This is a genomic window from Streptomyces sp. NPDC056222 (genome assembly GCF_042264065.1).
Taxonomy (GTDB): Bacteria; Actinomycetota; Actinomycetes; order Streptomycetales; family Streptomycetaceae; genus Streptomyces.
In genome coordinates, this window is record NZ_JBHJTL010000060.1 from 1 (window position 1) to 23,782 (window position 23,782).

At 72.1% G+C, this 23,782-nt stretch carries 22 protein-coding genes and 1 pseudogene; 12 read left to right on the forward strand and 11 right to left on the reverse strand.

Annotated features, from left to right (window positions below; all coding sequences use genetic code 11):
• Window positions 1–13 precede the first annotated feature (13 nt).
• On the reverse strand, window positions 14–352 hold the full coding sequence (locus ACFC0D_RS25160; RefSeq protein WP_376440042.1) for a hypothetical protein: 339 nt from the start codon (window positions 350–352) through the stop codon (window positions 14–16).
• A 177-nt stretch (window positions 353–529) separates the two neighbouring features.
• Between ACFC0D_RS25160 and ACFC0D_RS25165 the strand changes: the two genes are divergently transcribed.
• From ACFC0D_RS25165 to ACFC0D_RS25175, 3 genes are all read left to right on the forward strand, one after another.
• Entirely contained in the window at window positions 530–3,472 is a 2,943-nt protein-coding gene (locus tag ACFC0D_RS25165; protein ID WP_376440045.1) for a DEAD/DEAH box helicase, read from the forward strand.
• A complete protein-coding gene (locus ACFC0D_RS25170) occupies window positions 3,469–4,776 on the forward strand; it encodes an SWIM zinc finger family protein (protein ID WP_376440047.1) in 1,308 nt (435 codons plus the stop codon). Before ACFC0D_RS25165 ends, ACFC0D_RS25170 begins: the two co-directional genes overlap by 4 nt.
• Before the next feature lie 250 nt (window positions 4,777–5,026).
• Complete coding sequence (locus tag ACFC0D_RS25175) at window positions 5,027–5,860, forward strand: chaplin (RefSeq protein WP_376440050.1); 834 nt, start codon at window positions 5,027–5,029, stop codon at window positions 5,858–5,860.
• Window positions 5,861–5,875: 15 nt separating this feature from the next.
• Here ACFC0D_RS25175 and ACFC0D_RS25180 read toward each other — a convergent pair whose 3' ends face one another.
• Both ACFC0D_RS25180 and ACFC0D_RS25185 read right to left on the reverse strand, forming a co-directional pair.
• A complete protein-coding gene (locus tag ACFC0D_RS25180) occupies window positions 5,876–6,535 on the reverse strand; it encodes a DUF2293 domain-containing protein (protein ID WP_376440053.1) in 660 nt (219 codons plus the stop codon).
• Window positions 6,536–6,545: 10 nt separating this feature from the next.
• Window positions 6,546–7,004 carry a hypothetical protein gene (locus ACFC0D_RS25185; RefSeq protein ID WP_376440056.1) on the reverse strand — a complete coding sequence of 153 codons (459 nt, stop codon included), beginning with the start codon at window positions 7,002–7,004 and terminating at the stop codon, window positions 6,546–6,548.
• Between the two features lie 80 nt (window positions 7,005–7,084).
• On the opposite strand from ACFC0D_RS25185, the gene ACFC0D_RS25190 reads away from it, so the two are divergent.
• Both ACFC0D_RS25190 and ACFC0D_RS25195 read left to right on the forward strand, forming a co-directional pair.
• Window positions 7,085–7,819 carry a hypothetical protein gene (locus tag ACFC0D_RS25190; RefSeq protein ID WP_376440058.1) on the forward strand — a complete coding sequence of 245 codons (735 nt, stop codon included), beginning with the start codon at window positions 7,085–7,087 and terminating at the stop codon, window positions 7,817–7,819.
• 36 nt (window positions 7,820–7,855) lie between these two features.
• Window positions 7,856–7,943, forward strand: a pseudogene (locus ACFC0D_RS25195).
• A 302-nt stretch (window positions 7,944–8,245) separates the two neighbouring features.
• On the opposite strand, the gene ACFC0D_RS25200 reads toward ACFC0D_RS25195, so the two are convergent.
• Both ACFC0D_RS25200 and ACFC0D_RS25205 read right to left on the reverse strand, forming a co-directional pair.
• Entirely contained in the window at window positions 8,246–9,547 is a 1,302-nt protein-coding gene (locus ACFC0D_RS25200) for an MFS transporter (protein ID WP_376440143.1), read from the reverse strand.
• A gap of 183 nt (window positions 9,548–9,730) precedes the next feature.
• Window positions 9,731–10,942 carry a pyridoxal phosphate-dependent aminotransferase gene (locus ACFC0D_RS25205; RefSeq protein WP_376440061.1) on the reverse strand — a complete coding sequence of 404 codons (1,212 nt, stop codon included), beginning with the start codon at window positions 10,940–10,942 and terminating at the stop codon, window positions 9,731–9,733.
• Window positions 10,943–11,026: 84 nt separating this feature from the next.
• Here ACFC0D_RS25205 and ACFC0D_RS25210 point away from each other — a divergent pair, with 84 nt between their 5' ends.
• The 3 genes from ACFC0D_RS25210 to ACFC0D_RS25220 all read left to right on the forward strand — a co-directional run bounded on the left by ACFC0D_RS25210 (window position 11,027) and on the right by ACFC0D_RS25220 (window position 12,883).
• Entirely contained in the window at window positions 11,027–11,683 is a 657-nt protein-coding gene (locus tag ACFC0D_RS25210; protein WP_376440063.1) for a winged helix-turn-helix transcriptional regulator, read from the forward strand.
• Window positions 11,684–11,782: 99 nt separating this feature from the next.
• A complete protein-coding gene (locus tag ACFC0D_RS25215) occupies window positions 11,783–12,190 on the forward strand; it encodes a cupin domain-containing protein (protein WP_376440066.1) in 408 nt (135 codons plus the stop codon).
• A 57-nt stretch (window positions 12,191–12,247) separates the two neighbouring features.
• Window positions 12,248–12,883 carry a uridine kinase gene (locus ACFC0D_RS25220; RefSeq protein ID WP_376440069.1) on the forward strand — a complete coding sequence of 212 codons (636 nt, stop codon included), beginning with the start codon at window positions 12,248–12,250 and terminating at the stop codon, window positions 12,881–12,883.
• 70 nt (window positions 12,884–12,953) lie between these two features.
• Here the strand turns inward: ACFC0D_RS25220 and ACFC0D_RS25225 are convergent, their stop codons facing one another.
• From ACFC0D_RS25225 to ACFC0D_RS25240, 4 genes are read right to left on the reverse strand one after another with little or no spacing between them, the layout of a single operon-like run.
• Window positions 12,954–13,868 (reverse strand): carbohydrate kinase family protein, encoded by a 915-nt coding sequence (locus ACFC0D_RS25225; protein ID WP_376440072.1) that lies wholly within the window; start codon window positions 13,866–13,868, stop codon window positions 12,954–12,956.
• The gene (locus tag ACFC0D_RS25230; RefSeq protein WP_376440074.1) at window positions 13,865–14,779 is read right to left on the reverse strand and encodes a pseudouridine-5'-phosphate glycosidase; all 915 of its coding nucleotides are present in this window, start codon (window positions 14,777–14,779) and stop codon (window positions 13,865–13,867) included. The genes ACFC0D_RS25225 and ACFC0D_RS25230 overlap by 4 nt, the downstream gene beginning before the upstream one ends.
• Window positions 14,780–14,828: 49 nt before the next feature.
• Window positions 14,829–15,977 (reverse strand): hypothetical protein, encoded by a 1,149-nt coding sequence (locus tag ACFC0D_RS25235; RefSeq protein ID WP_376440077.1) that lies wholly within the window; start codon window positions 15,975–15,977, stop codon window positions 14,829–14,831.
• Window positions 15,961–16,803, reverse strand: coding sequence for a hypothetical protein (locus ACFC0D_RS25240; protein ID WP_376440079.1), 843 nt, complete (start codon window positions 16,801–16,803; stop codon window positions 15,961–15,963). Before ACFC0D_RS25240 ends, ACFC0D_RS25235 begins: the two co-directional genes overlap by 17 nt.
• A gap of 550 nt (window positions 16,804–17,353) precedes the next feature.
• Here ACFC0D_RS25240 and ACFC0D_RS25245 point away from each other — a divergent pair.
• Window positions 17,354–17,710 carry a cupin domain-containing protein gene (locus tag ACFC0D_RS25245; RefSeq protein WP_376440082.1) on the forward strand — a complete coding sequence of 119 codons (357 nt, stop codon included), beginning with the start codon at window positions 17,354–17,356 and terminating at the stop codon, window positions 17,708–17,710.
• A 102-nt stretch (window positions 17,711–17,812) separates the two neighbouring features.
• Here the strand turns inward: ACFC0D_RS25245 and ACFC0D_RS25250 are convergent, their stop codons facing one another.
• Window positions 17,813–19,111, reverse strand: coding sequence for an MFS transporter (locus tag ACFC0D_RS25250; protein ID WP_376440085.1), 1,299 nt, complete (start codon window positions 19,109–19,111; stop codon window positions 17,813–17,815).
• 78 nt (window positions 19,112–19,189) lie between these two features.
• Complete coding sequence (locus tag ACFC0D_RS25255) at window positions 19,190–19,723, reverse strand: methylated-DNA--[protein]-cysteine S-methyltransferase (RefSeq protein WP_376440088.1); 534 nt, start codon at window positions 19,721–19,723, stop codon at window positions 19,190–19,192.
• Between the two features lie 193 nt (window positions 19,724–19,916).
• On the opposite strand from ACFC0D_RS25255, the gene ACFC0D_RS25260 reads away from it, so the two are divergent.
• From ACFC0D_RS25260 to ACFC0D_RS25270, 3 genes are all read left to right on the forward strand, one after another.
• Window positions 19,917–20,816, forward strand: coding sequence for an MHYT domain-containing protein (locus tag ACFC0D_RS25260; protein WP_376440090.1), 900 nt, complete (start codon window positions 19,917–19,919; stop codon window positions 20,814–20,816).
• Between the two features lie 71 nt (window positions 20,817–20,887).
• Entirely contained in the window at window positions 20,888–23,026 is a 2,139-nt protein-coding gene (gene uvrB, locus ACFC0D_RS25265; protein WP_376440093.1) for an excinuclease ABC subunit UvrB, read from the forward strand.
• Between the two features lie 151 nt (window positions 23,027–23,177).
• Window positions 23,178–23,756 (forward strand): TerD family protein, encoded by a 579-nt coding sequence (locus tag ACFC0D_RS25270; protein ID WP_361432709.1) that lies wholly within the window; start codon window positions 23,178–23,180, stop codon window positions 23,754–23,756.
• The last annotated feature ends 26 nt before the right edge of the window (window positions 23,757–23,782 follow it).

Genomic DNA, 23,782 nt, shown 5'->3' on the forward strand with positions numbered 1-23,782 from the left:
CATCGGAGCGGTCCTAGTGGACGACGCTGTAACTCCGCCAGGGAAGCGTGTCGGGCGCGATCGAATCGGACAGGGTCGTGGCGACGTAGATCGGCGTCGTCCCGCCCTTGCAGTCACGGGTCGTGTACAGCCAGATGTCGTTCAGCGTCCGGTTCTCGACCCGTGTCACGCCGTGGGGCGCGAGCCGGTGGCAGCCGTTGACGGAGGGGCTGGTCACGGTGATCACGACCTCGCGCTCGGTCTCGTAGGTGAGGGTGCCGACCGCGGTGCGGCCGAGGCCGGAGCAGCCCGCGACGGAGAGCGTCAGGAGCGCGGCCCCGGCGGCGGTGCCGAGACGCCGGTGAACGGACATGGCGGTTCCTCGTCTGTCGGGCGAAGGCGGCAGAAGCCCTGTTCTCCGTCACCCTGCCGCCTGCCGGACGGGCTGTCATCCGGTGCTGGGCCGCCCGGGCGAAGCGGCACGAGACCCCGTTGTCAGACCCCACCCGTAAGGTCGGAGATCCAGTCGGACTCCGTCGCGGAACGGGAGGTGAGCAGAGCCGTGCCCCACACCTGGCAGACCAGTGCCGCCGTCTTCCTGCCCGCCGCCCTGCCGCGCGACGGCCGGGTCGCCTTCTGGGCCCCGGACGGCGACGAGCTGCCCGTGGCGACGACCGCCGACGGGAGCCCGGCGACGCCCTCGGGCGCGCGGAAGCCCGATGCCGAAGGCGCCGGCACGCCCGACGCCGGAGACCCCGGCCCTCGGGTCGGCGAGCTCACCGTCGTACGGCGGCACGGCGCCGGAGTCCGCAGCCGCAAGGTTCCCGCCGTGATCCTCGGTGTCGCCGAGGCCCTGCCCCATCTGGTCGCCGCGCGCCACCACCCGGCCGCCCACCCCGCCACCGCCTGCTGGGGCGCCGCCGCCCTGCACGCCCTGCAGCTCGTCGCGCGGGGGCGTCTGCTGCCCGGGCTCACGGCCGACGATCTCGACGCCTGGCGGGCCGGTCCGCTGGACGCGGACGACATCGCCCACCTGCGGGCCGTCGCCGCCGCCATGCCTCCCGAAGGCCACGCCGTCCCCGCCCCCGGCCTCAGCCCGCTCCAGCTGCCCGAGCCCGAGGCCCTGGTGCGGGCCTTCCTCGACGCCGTCGCCGACACCCTGCCCCGTACCCCCGCCGCGGCCCACGCGGCGGGCGCGCCGTTCGCCGCGCATACCGCACAGCACCTGCCTCGCGCGCGTGCCTGGGCGACCGAGGCCGCCGCCGGCATGGACGCCGGGGTCCGGGTCTCGCTCCGCCTCGACCTCGCCGGATACGAACTCTTCGACATCGCCGAGGAGGGCGGCGACGAGCGGCGGGCCGCCGCGGCCCTGCTCCAGATCCACAGCCTCGCCGACCCCACCCTCGTCATCGACGCCGCCGCCCTCTGGGAGGGGGGCGGCGACGAGCTCTTCGGGCCGCGCGCCCGGATCGACGCCGTTCTCGCCCTCCGCCGCGCCGCCCGCGTCTGGCCGCCGCTCGGCAGGCTCCTGGAGCGCGACGTCCCCGACGTCCTCGCCCTGACCGAGGACGAGCTGTACGAACTCCTCGGCCCCGCCGCGGCCCGTCTCGCCGATGCCGGGGTCGCCGTCCACTGGCCCCGCGAGCTGGCCCGCTCGCTCAGCGCCTCCGCCGTGGTGCGGCCTGCGCTCTCCGCCCCCGGCTCCGCCACCGACGGCACCACCTTCTTCGACAGCGAGGAGCTGCTCCGCTTCAACTGGCAGCTCGCCCTCGACGGAGACCCGCTCACCGAACGGGAGATGGACACCCTCGCCGAGTCCCACCGCCCCATCGTGCGGCTGCGCGACCAGTGGGTGGTCGTCGACCCCGACCTCGTCCGCAAGGCCCGCAAGCGGGAACTGGGCCTCCTGGAGCCCGTCGACGCCCTCGCCGTCGCCCTCAGCGGCACGGCGGAGGTGGACGGCGAGACCGTCCAGGCCGTGCCCGTCGGAGCCCTCGCAACCCTGCGGGACCGGCTCGTCGCAGGCCCCGAGTCCATCACCGCGCCCGCCGGTCTGGACGCCACCCTGCGCGACTACCAGCTGCGCGGACTCGCCTGGCTGGACCTCATGACGTCGCTCGGGCTCGGCGGCTGCCTCGCCGACGACATGGGCCTCGGAAAGACCGTCACCCTCATCGCCCTCCATCTGCGCCGCGCCCGCCGCGCCCCCACCCTGGTCGTCTGCCCCGCCTCCCTGCTCGGCAACTGGCAGCGGGAGATCCGGCGCTTCGCCCCCGGCGTCGACGTACGCCGCTTCCACGGCGCCGACCGCTCCCTGGACGGACTCGACGAGGGCACCGGCACCGGCGGATTCGTCCTCACCACCTACGGCACCCTGCGCACCAGCGCCCCCCAACTGGCCGGGCAGACATGGGGGATGGTCGTCGCCGACGAGGCCCAGCACGTCAAGAACCCCTTCTCCGCGACGGCCAAGGCGCTGCGCACGATCCCGACGCCTGCCAGGGTCGCCCTCACCGGCACCCCCGTGGAGAACAACCTCTCCGAGCTGTGGGCCCTGCTCGACTGGACCACCCCAGGCCTCCTCGGCCCGCTCAAGGCCTTCCGCTCCCGCCACGCCCGCGCCGTGGAGAACAGCGAGGAGATCGAGAACGAGGAGGCCGTCGAGCGCCTCGCCCGCCTCGTCAGGCCCTTCCTGCTGCGCCGCCGCAAGTCCGACCCCGGTATCGTCCCCGAGCTGCCGCCCAAGACCGAGTCCGACCACCCGGTGGCGCTCACCCGCGAACAGGCCTCGCTCTACGAGGCGGTGGTCCGCGAGACCATGGCGCAGATCGAGGGTGCCGAGGGCATCGCCCGCCGCGGGCTCGTGATGAAGCTGCTCACCTCGCTCAAACAGATCTGCAACCACCCCGCCCAGTACCTCAAGGAGCAGACGGCCAAGGGCGGCGGCACGGCCCGGCTCGCCGGCCGCTCGGGCAAGCTCGCCCTGCTCGACGAACTCATCGACACGATCCTCGCCGAGGACGGCGCCGTCCTCGTCTTCACCCAGTACGTGACCATGGCCCGGCTCCTCGCCGACCACCTGGCCGCACGGGCGATCCCGGCCCAACTGCTGCACGGGGGTACGCCCGTGGCCGAGCGCGAGCGGATGGTGGACCGCTTCCAATCCGGCGACGTGCCCGTCTTCCTGCTGTCGCTGAAGGCGGCCGGCACCGGGCTCAATCTCACCCGGGCCGGACACGTCGTCCACTTCGACCGCTGGTGGAACCCTGCCGTCGAGGAGCAGGCCACCGACCGGGCCTACCGCATCGGACAGACCCAGCCGGTCCAGGTCCACCGGCTGATCGCCGAGGGCACCGTGGAGGACCGCATCGCCGAGATGCTGCGGGCCAAGCGGGCCCTCGCCGACGCCGTCCTCGGCTCCGGAGAGGCCGCGCTCACCGAACTGACCGACCGCGAGCTGGCGGACCTGGTCTCGCTGAGGAGGCCGTCATGAGCCCCCGCCGACCCCCGGCCGCCCGGTTCGCCGGCCCGCGCCACGACGACCGGCGCCGGACGTTCCCGGCGCTGGCCCCGCGAGGGACACCGGACGCCGAGGGGCGTGCGGGGACTCCCGCGGACGGCCGCTTCGCCGCCACCTGGTGGGGCAACGCCTGGGTGGACGCCCTGGAGGGCACCGCCCTCGACCCCGCCCGCCTCGCCCGCGGCAAGGCATACGCCGGGCGCGGTCACGTCGACGCGATCACGGTCACCCCCGGCCGAGTCGTCGCCTACGTCCACGGCACCCGCCCTCGCCCGTACCGCACCGAGATCCGGCTGCGCACGCTCGGCGACGACGGCTGGGAGCGCTTCCTGGACGAGATCGCCGCGCGGCCCGACCACATCGCCGCCCTCCTCGACAAGGACATCCCGCACGCCGTCGAGGCCGTCACCGGGCTGCTGCCCGCGCCCGGAGACCTCATCCCCGGCTGCTCCTGCCCGGACGACGGCTTCCCCTGCAAGCACGCCGCCGCCCTCTGCTACCAGTCGGCCCGGCTCCTCGACCAGGACCCGTTCGTCCTCTTCCTCATGCGGGGCCGCGGCGAGCAGGAGCTCCTCGCCGCCCTCACCCAGCGCAACGCGGCCCGCTCCGCCGCCGAGCAGACGGCGTCGGTACCGCCGATGGCCACCGTCCCGGCCCGCGCCGCCCTCGCCCCGGACCCCGGTCACGCCCTGCCGCCGCTGCCCCCGCCGCTGCCGGCCCCCGCGCATCCCGGCCGCCCTCCGGCCTATCCCCCGGACGCCGACGCCCCCGACCCCCTCGCCCTGGACCTGCTCGCCACGGAGGCCGCCGCCCGCGCCCACGCCTTCCTGGTGACCGGACACGACCCCGTCGCCGCGCTCACCCCCTGGCAGGACGCCGTGCGGCTGGCCGCCGCGCACCCCGGTTCCGGACTCACCGCCTCCACCCGCGCGCTGTACCGAGACCTCGCCTACGCCCTCGACCGCACACCCAGCGACCTGGCCCGCGCCGTCGCCGCCTGGCGCCAGGGCGGCCTCGCCGGGCTCGCCGTCCTCGAAGAGCCCTGGGACCCGCCCGCCGGCCCGTTCGACCGGGCCCGCCCCGCCCTGCTGGCCTCCGACTTCCCGGCCTTCCGCCCGTGGCGCAACCGGCTGTCGACGCGGTCCCTCCAGCTCCGCTTCGGCCGCGACGGACTCTGGTACGGGTACGAGTCGGATGCCGACCGTGAGGACTGGTGGCCGCGCGGCACTCCCGACCCCGACCCCGTCGGCGTACTCACCGATCTGCTCGGCCACTGACCGACAGGCCGGCCGAAGGCGTCGACCCGGCCGGCGCCGTGCGAACTCCACGCCCGCAGGCGTTCACCCGTCACGCTTCGCCGCGTGACGATAATCGCCTCCGAGCGGAGTCGGCAGTTCCCTATACGTTCGAAGTCACACCCACTCGATGGAGTGAATCGCGCCAACGGCCTGATCCAGCCGGGTCGGGATCGCGTTAAGTGCGGTGCGGGCGAGAATGCCCGTGAAAACCTCCGGAAGGCAGGAAGCCATGAGGCAGATTCGCCGAAGTGGTCTGGCCACACTGATGGTCACGGGTGGCGCGCTGGCGCTCTCGGCGGGCGCCGCCCACGCCGACTCCGGCGCACAGGGCGCCGCGATCGGTTCCCCGGGTGTGATCTCCGGCAACACGGTTCAGCTGCCGGTACACGCTCCGGTCAATGTCTGCGGGAACACCGTCAATGTCATCGGACTGCTCAACCCCGCCGCGGGCAACCGCTGTGCGAACGTCAGCAAGTCCGACGGATACGGCTCGGACGCGGACGGCGGCGGACGGACGCACAAGGACATGCCCGCCTCCCCGCGCGCCGGCACGCCCGGCGATGGGAGCCACGGCGGACACGGCGGCGGACACCACGGCGGACACGGCGGCGGTCAGGGTGCCGGACACAGCGGGGGCAACTCCTCCAACGGCGGTGGCGCCCTCGCCGAGGGCCACGCCAAGGGTTCCCCCGGCGTGATCTCCGGCAACGGACTCCAGCTGCCCATCGACCTGCCCGTGAACGTCGCGGGCAACTCGGTCAACGTCGTCGGCATCGGCAACCCGGCCTTCGGCAACACCGCGGTCAACGGCCCCTCCCAGCCCGAGGAGCCCGGCGAGGGGCCCGGCGAGGAGCCGAACCGGAACGTGCCCCCCAAGCCGCAGCCCGTTCCGGTCAGCGAGACCGAGCCGGAGGCTCCGGCGCCCAGCCCGCAGACCAGCTCGGTCGCGCTCGCCAGCACCGGCTCGGAGCTGGTCGGCTCCGCGGCCGCGGCCGGAGCCGCGCTCCTGCTCGGCGGCGCCCTGGTCTACCGCCGGGCTCGTCGTATGGGCGCGCAGGTCTGAGGCCCGCACGGGTCCTCACGCAGGGCGCCAGGCCCGGAGTACCGCCTCGATGGTCGATGCGACCCTCATCCGGGCCTGGTGGCGGGGCACGCCCCGCATGAGCAGCGTGTCGTACTCGGTGTCGACATGGCGTACGGCCGCCCGCACGGCAGCTGTGACCGCACCCCGGTCCAGTGCCCGCCCGGCCGCCGTACGCCCCACCCGGCCGCTGCCCTTCTGCGCGGCGTGGCCCGCGATCTCCGCGGCCCGATCGGCCGGGCAGTGGGGAAAGAGCCGCAGGATCTCGGCCTCCAGCGCCGCCGTGACCTCGGCGTCCCGCTCCGCGCGGCGCGCGGCGTCACGTGCCCGGCGCCGCGCCCGCGCCTCCGTGTCCGCCAGACAGGCGGCCTCCGCCCGGGCGAGCGCGGCCTCCTCGACGAGCAGCCCCTGACGCTCGTACCGCGTACGGCGCCGGTTGTGCCGTACGACCACCGCCCAGAGCGAACTGCCCTCGCGCGCCCGGCGGGTGAGCGCGGTGTCCCCACGGCGCAGGAACACCAGATGGCCCAGGTCGGCGCAGTCCAGGCAGACGGGTGCGTTGAACTCGACGATCATCCGCTCCAGCGGGCCCTGCCGGCACTCGGAGCAACGGCGGCGCTTGAGCGGTTCGACGACGACGGGTGCGACCAGGTCCATGGCGGCTCCCTCAGCGCACGCCGGGCGCGGCCGCGGCGATGAACTGGTCGAGGATCTCCTTCGCCCGGTGGGAGCGGTGTGCCCGGTCCTCTTCGCCGGTCGCCTCGTGCATGCAGTTGGTCATCTCGAAGGCCGATTCGGCCAGTTGGCGGGTGTCGGCGTCGTCGCACACCAGCTGGACACGGAAGAGGGCCTGGCGGGTGGCGGTGCGCTGCCGGTACGAGGCGTAGCGCGACTCCTCGGCCTCCTCGGAGCCCGCGTCCTGGGCCGCCCGGAACCAGCGGTCGTTCTGACTTCGCCGGTAGTCGACGATCGCGCCGGCGAAGGCGCTGTAGGCAGCGATCCGTTCCTGGCGGAGCTGCTCGGTGCGGGCCAGTATCGCCGTACGTTCGGTGGCTCGGCCCTGGAACCAGTGTGTGGCGACGACACCCAGCAGGGTTCCCACCACGGCGATCAGCGCCGTCTCCATGACCGGTCACTCCTCAGCAGGGTCAAGTGGCGTCAATATTCGTTCGATTCGGCGCCCCGGCGGCGGCTAGGGTCCGTCACGTGGCAACGAAACTCAATCAGATCATCGCAGTGGAGAAGGGCGTCAAGTCCAGGGCGCATCAGGACCTCACCGCGGCGCACCACGGGCTGCAGAAGCCCGCACTGCTCGCCGGCATCTCGCGTACGTACCAGCCGAAGGACGAGGAGGGTGAGCAGCTTCCGCCCGAGTCCACGCTGGTGCAGGTGAAGGCCGAGGACGTACTGCGCGACACCGCTCGGGCGTTGACGCGGCTGTTCGATGTCACCGCCACCAAGGACTGGGCCAACTGCGACGCGCGCGCCGACATCACCGTCGACGGACGCGTGCTGGTGAGCCGGGTGCCCGTCGCGTACCTCCTCTTCCTGGAGAAGCAGCTGACGGACATCAACACCTTCGTCCGCAAGCTGCCCGTCCTGGACGCGGCCGAGTCGTGGACGCAGGACCCGTCGACCGACGCGTGGAAGACCGATGTCGTCCGCACGGTCCGGACGAAGAAGGTGCCGCGCAACCACGTCAAGGCGGAGGCGACGGACAAGCATCCGGCGCAGGTCGAGGTGTACTACGAGGACATTCCGGTGGGGTACTGGACCACCGTGAAGTTCTCCGGCGCCCTGCCTGCGCGACGGGTGAACGAGCTGCTGGAGCGGGTGGAGAAGCTCCAGCAGGCGGTGAAGTTCGCCCGTGAGGAGGCGAACAGCGCCGAGGTCACCGACGAGCGCGTCGGCGACGCCGTCTTCGGCTACCTCTTCGGATAGCGGGGACACCCATGAACTCCCCGGCCACAGAGCACGGCCGGGGTGCGCGAGGAGCGCAAAGCTGAAACTGAGCCTTGTCGTGACATCCGCGGTTCCAGTGGAGGTTCGAGTCCTCCTCCCGGCGCTCTTCCGTGCCGGGGTGGCCCAACCAGGCAGAGGCAGACCGCGATCAATCTCAGACTATTGCTCCAGACTCAGCATTCGCCGCTCATCGCCGGATCGACCGGGCACGGGCCCTGATGCGTCGAAATGCCAGTTCGAATCTGGTCCGCCGAGCTCGATCGGCGGTGGTCCAATGGCAGGACGCGACGCAATGACGACTGACCCGAGCCCTCAAGCGTGCCGGCGTGTGATGTGAGTGGCATCGACAGGGTCCGGGGGCCGGCTACGCCCTCGGACCCGCTCCTTTTCCCGGCGCCGTAGCCCCTACGCCCCGGCGGTTTTCGCCGGTACGCACAGCCGAGCGAGGACGGCGGCCGTCAGATAGGCGAGCGCGCCGACGGCCATGCTGACGCGCAGTCCGGTGCCGGCGGCGGCCGTGGCGAGCAGGCTGCCACCGAGCGCGACCCCGGTGGCGCTCCCGATCTGTCGCGTGGTGTTGAACAGGGCGGACGCGGTTCCCGAGTACGCGGTCGGCGCGGCACCCATCACCGTGGCGGTCGAGCCGGTGAGGGCGAAGGAGGTTCCGAACCCCGCGGCCATCATCGGGGCCACCAGCAGAGCGTAGGCGGGGTCGGGGCCCGCGGCGGCCCAGCCGGCCAGCCCCAGGGCGGCCAGGAGCATGCCGGAGACCACCAGCGGACGGTCGCCGGTGCGGCGGGCCAGCCGCCCGGACAGGACGGACGCGAACATGGTCATCGCCACGGCCGGAAACAGCGCGAGACCCGTTTCGAGGGCGCTGAAGCCGCGGTTCTGCTGAAACTCCAGGCTGGCGGTGAACACCATGCCGTAGAAGCCGAAGTTGAACAGCAGGCCGATGACGGCTCCGCCGCCCATCGCCCGGGAACGCAACAGGTCCAGCGGGAGGGCGGGGGACCGGGCCAGCCGCTCGCGCACCACGAAGGCGACGGCGGCCAGCACGGCCAGGCCCAACCCGCCGAGAACGAGCGGATCGGACCAGCCTCGCCGTCCGGCCTCGTTCAGCGCCCCCGTCAGCAGCGCCACCCCCGCGACGACCGCGCACTGCGCGGGCCAGTCCAGGGCCCGGGTGGATCGCCGCGGCGAGCGTCCCACGTGTCGCAGGGTCAGCATGAGACAGGCCGCGCCGACGGGCAGGTTGATGAGGAAGACCCAGCGCCAACCCACGGTGGAGACGAGCAGCCCGCCCAGGAGCGGCCCGGCGGAGGCGGCGATGCCCGCCATCGAACCCCACAGTCCGAAGGCCCGCGATCGTGCGGCCGGTGCCGGGTAGGCCTGCTGGAGCAGGGCGAGGGAGCCGGGCACGATCAGCGCGGCGCCGAGCCCCTCCACCAGGCGGGCCGTCACCAGGAAGGGGGTGCTGGGGGCGGCCGCGCACGCGGCCGAGGACACGATGAACACGACGACACCCGCGCAGAAGACCCGGCGGTTGCCGAGCCGGTCGCCCAGCGCGCCACCGGTCAGGAGGAATCCGGCGAAGACCAGCGTGTACCCGTCGGTGATCCACTGGATCCCGGTGAGCGAGGCCGACAGCTCCCGGCCGATCACCGGCACGGCGACGTTGAGGATCGTCACGTCCAGGATCACCATGAAGTACCCGGCGCACACCGCCAGCAGCGGCGCCCAGGACCGTCGCTCCGGCTGCTGTGACGGCTCCGGTGAGGGCTCGGGAGAGGGCGCGGACCCGCCGGACGACTTCCCGAACTCCACGGCCCCAACTCCCATCCGTCCGCGGAGGCCCACGTCACGAGCCAGACTAGGGGTCGCGCCGCCCTACTGCCGGTAGCCGCTCAGGAAGCGGCCGATGCGGCTGATCGCCGCGTCGAGGTCGTCGGCGTACGGCAGCGTCAGGATGCGGAAGTGGTCCGGTCGCGGCCAGTTGAATCCGGTGCCCTGCACCACCTGGATCTTCTCGCGCAGCAGCAGGTCGAGGACGAATTTCTCGTCGTCGTGGATGTTGTGCACCTTCGGGTCCAGACGCGGGAAGGCGTAGAGCGCGCCCTTCGGCTTCACACAGGAGACGCCGGGGATCTCGTTGAGCTTCTCCCAGGCCTTGTCGCGCTGCTCGTGGAGCCTGCCGCCCGGGGCGGTGAGCTCGTGGATCGACTGCCGGCCGCCGAGCGCGGCCTGGATGGCGTACTGCGCGGGGGCGTTCGGACACAGCCGCATGGAGGCCAGCATGGTCAGGCCCTCCAGGTAGCTCTTCGCGTGCTGCTGCGGGCCGCTGACGACCAGCCAGCCGGAACGGAAGCCCGCCACCCGGTACGTCTTCGACAGTCCGCCGAAGGTGAGGACGACCAGGTCGGGGGCGAGGGAGGCGGCCGGGTAGTGGACCGCATCGTCGTAGACGATCTGGTCGTAGATCTCGTCGGCGAAGACCATCAGGCCGTGGCGGCGGGCGAGGTCGAGGATGCCCTCGACGATCTCGCGCGGATAGACCGCGCCCGTGGGGTTGTTGGGGTTGATGATCACGACGGCACGGGTACGGTCGGTGATCTTCGCGGCCATGTCGTCGAGATCCGGGTACCAGTCGGCCGACTCGTCGCACAGATAGTGCACGGCCTTGCCGCCTGCGAGAGTGGTCACCGCCGTCCACAGGGGGAAGTCGGGGGCGGGGATCAGGACCTCGTCGCCGTCCTCCAGGAGCGCCTGGACGGCCATGGAGACCAGCTCGGAGACGCCGTTGCCGAGGAAGACGTCGTCGACGTCGATGTCCGGCAGGCCCATGGCCTGGTAGCGCTGGGCGACGGCGCGGCGGGCGGAGAGGATGCCGCGGGAGTCGGTGTAGCCGTGGGCCTTCGGGAGCATCCGGATCATGTCCTGGACGATCTCCTCCGGCGCCTCGAAGCCGAAGAGCGCGGGGTTCCCGGTGTTGAGGCGCAGGACGCTGTGGCCCGCCTCCTCCAGGGCGTTGGCGTGCTCGATGACCGGGCCGCGAATCTCGTAGCAGACCTCGCTCAGCTTGCTCGACTGCCGGAACTCCATGCGACGACCTCCCCAGAAGGATTGATACTTGGTTTTACCAAGTTCGAGCTTGGAAAGTCCAACAACTTGTCTAGACTGCGCCGTATGCCTCGCCGCCGAAGCTATGACCAGTACTGCGCCGCCGCCCGCGCCCTCGACGCCGTCGGCGACCGCTGGACGCTGCTGATCGTCCGTGAACTCCTCGCCGGACCGCGCCGCTACACGGATCTGCACGCCGATCTCCCCGGTGTCAGCACGGACATGCTGGCCGGCCGCCTCAAGGACATGGAGAGCGCCGAACTCGTCACACGCCGACGGCTCCCGCCGCCCGCCTCTGCGTACGTGTACGAACTCACCCGCCGGGGCCGCGAGCTGCTTCCGGTCCTGCGGGCCCTGGCGGAGTGGGGCGCGCCCGCCCTGGAGGAGCCGCGGCCGACCGACGCCGTGCGCGCGCACTGGTTCGCGATCCCACTGCTGTCCGCCCTGGAGGGCGCGGTGGCGGGAGTGGTGCATGTGATTCTGGATGAGGGTGAGTTCCATCTACGGGTCGGGGTCGACGGGCAGCCGCCGGAGTACGGGGACGGGCCGCCGGCCGGCCCCGCCGACGTACGGCTGCGGACGGATTCCGCGACCTGCCGGGCGCTGGCGAGCGGACGGTCGACTCTCGGCCAGGCGGTACGGGACGGTCGGGTCGAGATGGAGGGCGAGGTTCGTCCGGTGGGTGAACTGCCGGCACGGCTCGCGGCCCTACCGGTGAAGTGATCGTCAATCCCCGTCCGGGTCATCACCCTTACGAGTAACGTATGGCTGTTTGGCGGCCTTGAACCGAAGGGTCGCGTGGGGAAGCGGGAGGGCTGCTCCATGGGGATCGACATCTGCACCGACCGGGGCACGCACCCCGGTCAGACCCTGGTGGCCAAGGGCACCTCCAGCGGCACGCTCCGGATCAAGCCACCCAAGGGCCGAACGGACGTCGTCTTCCGTACCGTCACCCTCGCCCCCGGCGACTCCACCGGCTGGCACCACCACCCCGGTCAGATCATCGCCGTCGTCCAGTCCGGCACGCTGACCCGCGTCCTGCACGACTGCACCGTCGAGACGGCCTCCGCCGGGGACGCGTTCGTCGAACCCGCGGGCAGCAGGAACCGGCACATCGGGTACAACTTCGGCTCCGAGCCCGTCGTGCTCCACATGACCTGCCTGCTGCCCCAGGACGCGCCGCTGGCGATAGCGGCGGAAGCCCCGGACTGCGCGCTCCGCCTTTCCTGAGGCCCCTGTTCGTAGAATCGGTGCCCGAACCCTGACGCCCAGAGCAAGGTCGTGCCCGTGCGAGTCGAAGCGATCACCTGGGAGCGGCTGTCCGGTGCCGTGGCCAGGCACGTCGACGGGATGGCGCCCAGGGACGGCGGTGGCCGGCTCAAGGTCGCCGTCGACGGTCCGCCCGCGGCGCCGACCGGGGAGACCGCCGAGCGGATCGCCGAGGAGCTCCGGCTGCTCGGCCGGTCCGTGCTCGTCGTCGGCACCGAAGGGTTCCTGCGGCCCGCATCGCTCCGCTTCGAGTACGGGAAGCAGGACCCCGACTCGTACTACAGCGGCTGGTACGACACCGGGGCGTTGTGGCGTGAGGTGTTCGGGCCGCTGGAGGAGGGAGGGAGCGGGCGCGTGCTGCCCGATCTCTGGGACCCGGTACGAGACCGGGCCACCCGCAGCCCGTACGTGGAACTGCCGCCCGGGGGCGTGCTCGTGGTCCACGGTCCGTTCCTGCTGGGGCACTGGTTCCCGTTCGACCTGACCGTCCATCTGCGGCTCTCGCCCGGCGCCCTGGCACGCCGCACCGAGGAGCCCTGGACCCTGCCCGCCTTCGCACGGTACGAGAACGAGGTCGCCCCCTCCGATGCCGCGGACGTCGTCGTCCGCACCGACGACCCACGCCACCCGGCCTGGACAGGGCTCAAGGGCTAGGCACAACACAGGGAATGCCCAGGCGCTTAGGGACTCCCAAGTACTCAGGGACTGCCCAGGGACCCAGGGGTTAGGCGCCGGGGACGCGACCTGGGGCGTCTCCCGTGGGCCGGCCGCCCACCACCGTCACCGCCTCCGCGCCCGCCCGGCATCCCGCCGCGGCCGCCGTCGTCGGGTCCGCGCCGGCGAGCCGGGCCGCCAGGAACGCCCCCGTGAACGCATCGCCCGCTCCCGTCGAGTCCACCGCCCGCACCTCGGGTGCCATGACCCGGCCCGTCACCGAGCCCGCCTCCGCGACCAGGGCGCCCGCCGCTCCCAGGGTGACCACGACCAGCGGGAACGTACGGCTCAGCAGCTCGGCCGCCTGCTCCGGTTCGGCGCACCCGGTCAGCAGGCGGGCCTCGTCGGCGTTCGGGAACAGCACCTCCGCGCCCTGCGCCGCGGTCAGGAACCGATCCACGCCGAGCCGCTCCAGGAACCCCGTGGAGGCCGGGTCGACACTCACCGGCACTCCGGCCTCCCGCGCCGCCCGCAGAGCCCGCAGCACGGTCGCGCGACTGGACGCGGCGAAGAAGAGGTACCCGGACAGATGCAGATGGGTCACACCGTCGAGGAACGCGTCGGTCCAGTCGGTGGGGGAGAGGCGCAGCGCCGCCCCGCTGTCGGTCAGGAACGTGCGCTCGGTGCTCGCGTCGACCAGTGCGATCACCGTCGCCGTGGCGGCGTCCGCGTCCGTGACCAGCATCGGCCGCACACCGGCCATGCGCAGGGCCCTCTCGTGCCAGTCGGCCGCCTCGGTCCCGACGCGACCGAGCAGCCGCACGTCACCCCAGCCCGAACGCACCGCCCAGCAGGCCGCGTTGGCCCCGGCGCCGCCCGGCAGCGTGCGGATGGCGGCCGCGGTGTCGGTGGCGGGCGTCAGCGGTGTGCCGTGCCGGGCCACCACATCGGTGACCACGTCGCCGACGACCAGCAGGCCGCTCACGCGCCGCCTTCGGCGTACGCCGCGGCGATCCGGGCCGCGAGCCGCACATTGCCCCGTACCGCCGCGAGGTTCGCCTCCAGCGAGGCGCCTTCGGTGTGCACGGTCAGATACTCCAGCAGGAAGGGCGTCACGGCCTGCCCCGAGATCCCCTTCTCCTTCGCCTCCGCGAGGCCCTGCGCGAGAATCCGGTCGTGCAGCGCCGGATCCAACTGGTCCACCACTGGCACAGGGTTGGCGACGATCAGTGCCGCGTACGGCTCGCCCAGGTCGTCCTGGGCCCGTATCACGTCCGCCACCGCCTCGGGTGTCCTCAGGGTCCAGTCGACGGGCTCTCCGGACGAGGTCAGGTAGAACCCGGGGAAGTGCTCCGTCCCGTACCCCACCACCGTCACACCCAGCGTCTCGAGCCGCTGCAGCGTCGTCGGGACGTCGAGGATCGACTTGACCCCCGCGCACACCACCGTCACCCCGACCCTGGACAGCAGCCGCAGGTCGGCCGACTCGTCCTGCGTCTCGCTCCACTCGCGGTGCACCCCGCCGAGCCCGCCGGTCGCGAAGACCCGTATGCCGACGGAGTCCGCCAGCCATGCCGTCGCCGAGACCGTCGTCGCCCCCGTCGCCCCGGTGGCGAGCGCGGGCGCCAGGTCGCGATGGCCCAGCTTCCGTACGGACGGATCGTCCGCGATGCGGGTCAACCCGTCCTGGTCGAGGCCGATACGGGCCGTGCCGTCGATCACGGCGATGGTGGCGGGCACGGCGCCGCCGGCCCGTACCAGCGCCTCCAGCTCTCGCGCCACGGCCAGATTGCGCGGGCGTGGCAGACCGTGGGCGATGATCGTGGACTCGAGCGCGACGACGGGACGGCCCTCGTGGAGAGCCTCCCGTACCTCCTCGGACACCTGTGTGGACATGTCCCATCTCTGGCGCAACCGTGAACCACTCAAACCTCGATGGCGACGATCAGCCACACCGCGGCAGGCCGGGCAGCCGGCTCGCGTCCACCACCTGGATCACCGGCCGGGAACCGGACGTCTTGGCGTTGCCCACGCTGTACGCCACGGCCAGCGCACCGCCCCTGGCCTGCGCATACCCGTACGCAGGGGTGATGCGCGCGTACGAGCCGGAGCCGAGGTCCAGGGCGTAGGACGTCTCCGGCGTGCGCCAGGTGATCAGGCGGCCGCTGATCCGCAGCTGGTCCATGCCGTCGACGGCGGGGGAGGTCGTCACGACCGCCGTCGGCCGCGCGTCTCCCATTCGCCACACCATCAGCCGCGGTTCGGCCTCGCCTTCCACCCAGGCCCAGGTCCTGCCGTCGGTGACCACGGACCGGACGTCCCGGAGCGCGGCCAGGGCGTCGGGCAGTGCGGCGGCCCGCGCGCCGGTACGGGAGACGGCGGCCAGCCGTGTCCCCGAGCCCGACGACTCGCGCCACACCAGCAGGTCGCCGGCGACGAAGGGGGCGTCCATCACCCCCGTGCGCAGGGCGCGCGGAGCGCCGCCCGTGGCCGCCGCCGCGTACACGGTGGCCTTGCCGTCGCCGACTCCCTGCGCCCAGTGGACGGTGCCGTCGCGGACGACGGGCTGGGGCAGCGGGCCCGGCCGGTCCGCCCGGGCGAGCCGCCGGGACGTGCCCGTGGTGGCGTCCCAGACGTACAGGCTCCACGGGCTGTCCAGGGTCCGCCCCTCCAGGACCGCGAACGCGGCCCACCGCCGGCCGTCGAAGTCGGCCGCGAGCAGCTGGTGTTCGACGGGGTCGGCGAGGGTGAGCAGGGTGCGGGGCGCCCCGGTGCCGCGCAGCAGGGCGGCCCGGCGTTGTCCGGGGCCGGTGAGTTGGACGGCGGTCCAGCCGGGCCCGGTGTCGGTGAGCACCGCCCGCTCGCCGGCCGGTGTCCGCAGCTCACCCGCCGCGAGAGCGGAGCCCCAGCTGGCGGGCAGCCGTACCTCGCACGCGGCGGCGAGCGCGGTCGGCCGTGGCGCCGGGGCCGACGACTCGCGGGGAGTCGGATCGGGCTGCGCCGACGAGCATCCTGCCATCAGGATGCCCGCCAGCAGCAGGGCCGGCGCCGCTCGGACGCCGACCGGGGAAAGGGTGTTACCAGACGTACCCACGGCCGCCCATGATGGTGGTGATGGTGTCGGACGAGATGCGCGCCGACTTGGGGACGGATCCCGCCCAGGAGATCACGCTCGTGCTCACTCCACCCACCGGATCCAGGTAGTTGACCTGCCCGGCGGCGGAGTCCGTGTTGTAGCCGTCTATCGAGACCCAGTGGAATATCTCGATGTTGGGGTGGCCGACGAGATGCGGCCCGCCCGGGACCTCCCAGGCGTTGCCGGCTATCGCGTAGTCGTGGTCGGTGTTGTGCGTGATGTGCTGCTTGAAGTTCGCCTTGTCGGTGGCGGTCGGGGTGTACGGCAGCGCCTTGGGCACGTAACCGGCACCGGGCAGGCGGTAGTTCAGCGCGTCGGCCATCGGATAGCCCGTAGGGCTGGGGACGTTGATGTTGATGCCGTACCAGGCGGTGCCGCTGGAGTTGGTCTTGAGGAGGGTCGCCGCGTCCTGCTGCGAGCGGCCCGCGACCTCGTCGGCCGCGGACTGGGTGATCACGAGGGTGGCCGGTCCGCACCAGTAGGACGTCTTCTGCGACTGGTGGAGGCCCCCGGAGAGCTTGTACCCGGCCAGCGCCGCCCGGGGGCGTACTCCGTCGTACGCTCTCGACGCCTCGGCCTGCTTGGCTGCGCTGAGTCTCTGCTGGGCGGGGGTGAGGCGCTGCGGGCCGAGGGTGTCGTACGCGGCCTTGTAGGAGGCGCCGGGGGCCACCGGGTCGGCCGCGAGGGCGGCGGGGGCGGCCACGGTGACCGCGATCAGCGCGGCGGCTGTCAGGGCGGTCGTGGCCAGGGCGGCGCTGCGGGGGAGGAAGGCTGACGCGGGCATCGCACTCTCCTGTCGGAGGTGGGGGACGAGTCCAGGGGGAGTTTGACGCGCGCACGCCAGGCGGGACAGGGGGCCCGAAGGATTGCCCCCGACCAACATTGGGCGCACCAAAGGCGCCTCTCGTGACCAGCGGGGACATCTGCCGACGAGCCACCCCCTGGGCCCGGTTTTCGGCCGTATGGCGCCGTGACGCCCTGTCTCGCGGAGTGCGCGTATGAGCGATTTCGCCCCCGAAGGGGCCAAGGTGTCCATTCGTCACTTCTACGACGGTCTCGTGGTCGGGGACGACCTGATTACGCCGACTGGGGGCAAGCCTCGAACGTGTCTGCGGATTCGGTGCCCCGCTGCCCGGTCCGGCCGCCAGGGTCGCCTCCGTCGCGGGCCGGCCGTGCCGCGTGACCTCCCGTGCGCTGTTCCCGCGGCCGTACTTCGGATTTCGTCGCGGCCGCCGAAATCGGGGAAGTCTCCTGGTCGGAGGCGAAACGGAGGGCGCACTTCCATCCGGTCCTGGCGGCGGGGCGATCCCAAGTCCCCGCTACAGTCACCGCCCATGACGACACACGACCACCCCTCCTTCGCCGTCCACATCCCCGATGCGGAACTGGAGCCGGAGCCGCTCGACCCCGAACAGATCGTCTCGGGCACCCCCGAGGTGACCGGCAAGGTCCTCTGGGAGTCCGCCGACGGCAAGCAGGTGCGCGGCATCTGGCAGATCACCCCCGGAGTGGTGACCGACACCGAGGCCAACGAGCTCTTCGTCGTCGTCAGCGGTCGCGCCACCGTCGCGGTCGAGGGCGGCGCGACGATGGAGATCGGGCCGGGCGACGCGTGCGTGCTGCGCGAGGGGGACCGGACCACCTGGACGGTCCACGAGACACTGCGCAAGGCGTACCACATCAGCCTCTAGGGGATGGGGTGTCGGAGGGCCGGGAGCCGGTGCTCGATCCCGGCCCCCGATCGCCGCGTCGGATATCGGATCCAAGAGGTTGGATCCAATATCCGATATTCGTCAGGCGGGCCGCCGTACCACTCCCCGCACCGCCAGCGCCGCCATCGGCAGCAGCAGGCACGCGCCCACCAGGTTCAACCAGCCGTAGCCCGCCCGGGCGACGATCAGCCCCGCCGCGAGCCCGCCCACACCGGCGGCGGTGTTCATGGTGAAGTCCGACAGGCCCTGGACGGCCGCCCGGGCGGCCTGCGGAACCGAGTCCGTGAGCAGGGCGGAGCCCGACACCAGTCCGGCCGACCAGCCGAGCCCCAGCACGAAGAGGCCGGCCGCGGTCTGCCCGTGGCTCGGCCCCGCCGTGCCCGCGAGCAGCGCCGCGACCGACAGCAGTCCGACAGCCAGACCGATCACCGTGAGCCGTCCCAGTCGGTCCGACAGCCACCCCATCACCGGGGAGAAGGCGTACATGCCGGCGATGTGCCCGCTGATGACCAGGCCGATGAGCTGGATGCCCGCGCCGTGATGGCTCAGTGCCACCGGGGTCATCGACATGATCGAGACCATCGCGGTGTGGGACGCGGCCACGGTCACCAGCGCGAGACGGGCCCGCGAGGACTCCCGTACCGCCCGCATCCCCGCCCGGAGCGAGCGCCCCTCGGCCGCCGCCCCGTTCTCCTCCGCGCCCGACAGGGCGCGGGCCGTCAGCAGCGGGTCGGGACGCAGCAGCAGCGCCACCATGACGGCGGCGACCAGGAACACCCCGGCCGCCCAGACGAACGGCCCGGCCGTCGCGGGGATGCCGAGACCCGCCACGCTCTCCCCGGCCGGAGCGGCGACATTGGGCCCGAGGACCGCGCCGATCGTCGTCGCCCACACCACCGTCGAGATGGCCCGGCCCCGGCGGTCCGGTTCCGCCAGGTCCGCGGCAGCGAACCGGGCGGCGAGGTTGGCCGAGGAGCCGGCGCCGAAGCCGACCAGGCCCGCGAGGAGGAGGGGGAAGCTGTCGACGACCGCTCCGAGGACCACGACCACGGCGCCCAGCGCCCCCACCAGATAGGCGAGCACGAGCCCCGGCCGCCGCCCGCGCGAGCCCATGAGGGAGGCGAGGGGCATGGCGAGCAGCGCGGGACCGGCGACCGTGGCCGTCGAGGCGAGACCCGACAGCGCCTCCGTACCGCTGACCTCCTTGGCCAGGACCGCCGCGAGGGCGACACCGATGGCGATGCCGAGTCCGCCGAGGATCTGGCTGGCGATCAGCACGGCCTGGATGCGCCGCCGGAGCGTCGGCAGTGCGGCGGCCTCGCCAGGGGCGGATATCTCCGCCGCGTCGGCGGCGTCAGGGGCGCTGGGGGTGTTGGTCACTTACGGGAGTGTGCCAGCCATCCCGGCCGATGGGAACGCCACCCCCTGGGTACCCCCCAGGGGCACGCGGGCGGGGGCTCAGAACAGCGGCTGCGGCAGCACGCCCTCCAGCGCCAGCAGCGTCCGCTTCGTCTCCAGGCCGCCGCCGAATCCGCCGATCCCGCCGTCGCTCTCCACCACCCGGTGGCACGGCACGACCACCGGCAGCGGATTGGAGCCCATGGCCGCCCCCACCGCCTGGGCCGCGCCCGGCTGCCCGACCCGTCTGGCCAGGTCTCCGTACCCCACGACCGTCCCGAACGGCACGCCCTCCGCCAGCTCGCGCAGCACCTGGCGGTTGAAGCCGGTCGTCAGCGTCCAGTCGAGGGCGAGATCGAAGTCCCGGCGCGCGCCTGCGAAGTACTCCCCGAGCTGCCGTATCGGCTCGGCGAGCCGCCCCGACCCGCTGCGCACCGGCTCCGCGCCGAGCCGACCGGTCAGCCGCTCGAGCGCCGCGTCGCGCACCGCCTCGTCGGCGTGGAAGACCACGCTCACCAGGCCGCGGTCGGTCGCCGCCAGCAGCAGCGGGCCGATGTCGCTCGCCACGACCGTCCATTCCACCGTGGTGTCCATGGAGATCACGGTACGACCGCCCACCGACATCGCCGCCGTCCCGCCCCGGTCTCTTCTCGGTCTCACCCAAGCCAAATCCCGGACCACATGGTCGTGCGGCTCCCGGCGCGCCATAATCTCGCCCGGACAGGACTACTCAGCGGTACCGACTGTTTTCGGACGACGTTGCACGACGGGTGGAGGGCACACGCTCATGCAGGGCACGGTCGACGGATTCAGCTACGGCCTCGTGACGCCGGTCGCCGCCTATCTCATGGCCTGCCTCGGTGGCGCCCTCGGCCTGCGCTGCACCATCAGATCGCTGCGCCACCGGGACACCTTCAAGGCCGGGTGGCTGGCCCTCGGGGCGACCTCGATCGGCACCGGCATCTGGACGATGCACTTCATCGCGATGATGGGCTTCTCCGTCCAGCGGGCCCCCATCAGCTACGACCGGCCCATCACATTCGCCAGCCTGGCCGTCGCCGTCGTGATGGTCGGCATCGGCATCTTCATCGTCGGATACCGCGGGGCCACCCCGCTCGCCCTGGTCACCGGCGGCACCATCACCGGCCTCGGCATCGCCACCATGCACTACCTCGGCATGGCGGGGATGCGTCTCCAGGGGCGCATCGAGTACGACACCCTCACCGTCGCGCTCTCCGTCGTCATCGCCGTCGTCGCGGCCACCACGGCCCTCTGGGCGGCCGTCTCGGTGCACGGATTTCTGGCCAGCCTCGGTGCGAGCCTGGTGATGGGCCTGGCCGTCAGTGGTATGCACTACACCGCCATGGCGGCCGTCAACGTCCATCTGCACGCCGGGCCCGTCACCGGAGCCGGCGACACCGCCACCTCGCTCCTCCTGCCGATGCTGATCGGCCCCGCCGTCTTCCTGCTCCTGGCGGCGGTCGTCATCATGTTCGACCCGCTGCTCGTGATGGGCGACCCGGACTGGCAGCGCCCCTCCGCCCACAGCCCGCACCGTCCCGGAGTCCCCGCCCCGCGCCGGGCCTCCGGCTACGGCGAGCCCGCGAACTGGTCGGCCCGACAGCCCTCCGGCCGGGGCGGCCGCAAGGGTTCGGGCCGTGGCGGCCACAGTTCCCAGGACTGGTGAGGAACGGACCGCCGGCCGGCCGCCGAGCCGTTCACGGCCCGACTGTCAGTGGGGGGTCGTACGGTGGTGACATGCGGCCCGTTTCCCAGATCGAACGTACGCTGGCGCCTTTCGAGGTCGTCAGCCCCTACCAGCCCAGTGGCGATCAGCCGACGGCCATCGCCGACCTCGAGCGGCGCATCCGCGCGGGCGAGAAGGACGTCGTCCTCCTCGGAGCCACCGGCACCGGCAAGTCGGCGACCACCGCCTGGATGATCGAGAAGCTGCAGCGCCCCACGCTGGTGATGGCGCCGAACAAGACACTGGCCGCCCAGCTGGCGAACGAGTTCCGCGAGCTCCTGCCGAACAACGCGGTCGAGTACTTCGTCTCGTACTACGACTACTACCAGCCCGAGGCGTACGTCCCGCAGTCGGACACCTACATCGAGAAGGACTCCTCGATCAACGAGGAGGTCGAGCGGCTGCGCCACTCCGCGACGAACTCCCTCCTCACCCGCCGCGACGTCGTCGTGGTCGCCTCCGTCTCCTGCATCTACGGCCTCGGCACGCCCCAGGAGTACGTGGACCGGATGGTCCCGCTCAAGGTCGGCGAGGAGATCGACCGCGACCAGCTGCTGCGCCGCTTCGTCGACATCCAGTACACCCGCAACGACGTGGCGTTCGCCCGGGGCACCTTCCGGGTCCGCGGCGACACCATCGAGATCTTCCCGGTCTACGAGGAGCTCGCGGTCCGCATCGAGATGTTCGGTGACGAGATCGAGGCGCTCTCCACGCTCCACCCCCTCACCGGCGAGGTCATCAGCGAGGACCGCGAGCTGTACGTCTTCCCCGCCAGCCACTACGTGGCGGGACCCGAGCGCATGGAGAAGGCGATCAACGGCATCGAGCGCGAGCTCGAGAGCCGGCTCGCCGAGCTGGACAAGCAGGGCAAGATGCTGGAGTCCCAGCGCCTGCGGATGCGCACCACGTACGACATCGAGATGATGCGCCAGATCGGCTCCTGCTCCGGCATCGAGAACTACTCGATGCACTTCGACGACCGCGAGCCCGGCTCCGCGCCCAACACGCTCCTCGACTACTTCCCCGAGGACTTCCTCCTCGTCATCGACGAGTCGCACGTCACCGTGCCGCAGATCGGTGCCATGTACGAGGGCGACGCCTCCCGCAAGCGCACCCTGGTGGACCACGGCTTCCGGCTGCCCTCCGCGCTCGACAACCGCCCGCTGAAGTGGGAGGAGTTCCAGAAGCGGATCGGCCAGACGGTCTACCTCTCGGCCACCCCCGGCACGTACGAGCTGTCGCGCGGCGACGGCTTCGTCGAGCAGATCATCCGCCCCACCGGCCTCGTCGACCCGCAGGTCGTCGTCAAGCCCACCGAGGGGCAGATCGACGACCTGGTCCACGAGATCCGGCTGCGCACCGAGAAGGACGAGCGGGTGCTCGTCACCACGCTCACCAAGAAGATGTCCGAGGACCTCACCGACTACTTCCTGGAGCTCGGCATCCAGGTCCGCTATCTGCACAGCGACGTCGACACCCTGCGCCGTATCGAGCTGTTGCGCGAGCTGCGCGCCGGCGAGTACGACGTCCTGGTCGGCATCAACCTGCTCCGTGAGGGTCTCGACCTGCCCGAGGTCTCGCTCGTCGCCATCCTCGACGCGGACAAGCAGGGCTTCCTGCGCTCCGGCACCTCGCTGATCCAGACCATCGGCCGCGCGGCGCGCAATGTCTCCGGCCAGGTCCACATGTACGCGGACACGATCACGCCGGCGATGGAGAAGGCCATCGACGAGACCAACCGACGGCGCGAGAAGCAGATCGCGTACAACACGGCCAACGGCATCGACCCGCAGCCGCTGCGCAAGAAGATCAACGACATCGTCGCCACGATCGCGCGCGAGGAGGTCGACACCGAGGAGCTGCTCGGCACCGGCTACCGCCACGAGAAGGACGCCAAGGGTGCCAAGGCGCCCGTTCCCTCGCTCGCCGCGCACTCCACCAAGGCCAGGGGCAAGGGTGGCAAGGCGGGCTCCACCGTCGAACTCGGCGACCGGCCGGCCGCCGAACTGGCCGCGATCATCGAGGAGATGACCGACCGGATGCGGGCCGCGGCGGCGGAGCTGCAGTTCGAGGTGGCCGCGCGGTTGCGTGACGAGGTGGGCGAGTTGAAGAAGGAGTTGCGCCAGATGAGGGAGGCGGGGCTGGCCTGACGCCCGGGGGCCTTGAGCCTCCGGTGTGTTGCAAGACCGACACAAAACGCGACCGCGTCTGCTGCGTTTTCACTGCCCCTGCGTAGGGTGCTGGACAACCGCACGCACAACAAAGGGCGGCCGCGGGGATCGCTAGGAGAGGGGACAGCGCGTGACGGTCAACATGACCAAGGGTCAGGCCATCAGCCTGGAGAAGCAGGGCGGAGGCAGCCTGTCGTCCGTACGGATGGGGCTCGGCTGGCAGGCGGCGCCCCGTCGCGGTCTGTTCGGCTCGCGGACCCGCGAGGTCGACCTGGACGCCTCCGCGGTGCTCTTCGCCGACAAGCAGCCCGTGGACGTGGTCTTCTTCCGCCACCTCGTGAGTGACGACGGTTCGGTCCGGCACACCGGTGACAACCTGGTGGGCGGCGCCGGCCAGGGCGGCGACGACGAGTCGATCCTGGTCGACCTCCAGCGCGTCCCCGTCCACATCGACCAGATCGTCTTCACGGTGAACTCGTTCACCGGCCAGACGTTCCAGGAGGTGCAGAACGCGTTCTGCCGGATCGTCGACGAGACGAACGGCCAGGAGCTCGCGCGCTACACCCTGGACGGCGGCGGCCAGTACACCGCGCAGATCATGGCGAAGGTGCACCGGGCCGGCTCCGGCTGGCAGATGACCGCCCTGGGCAACCCGGCCAACGGCCGGACGTTCCAGGACCTCATGCCCGCGATCCTGCCGCACCTGTAGCGGGCACCGCAGGCGCACCCACAGCT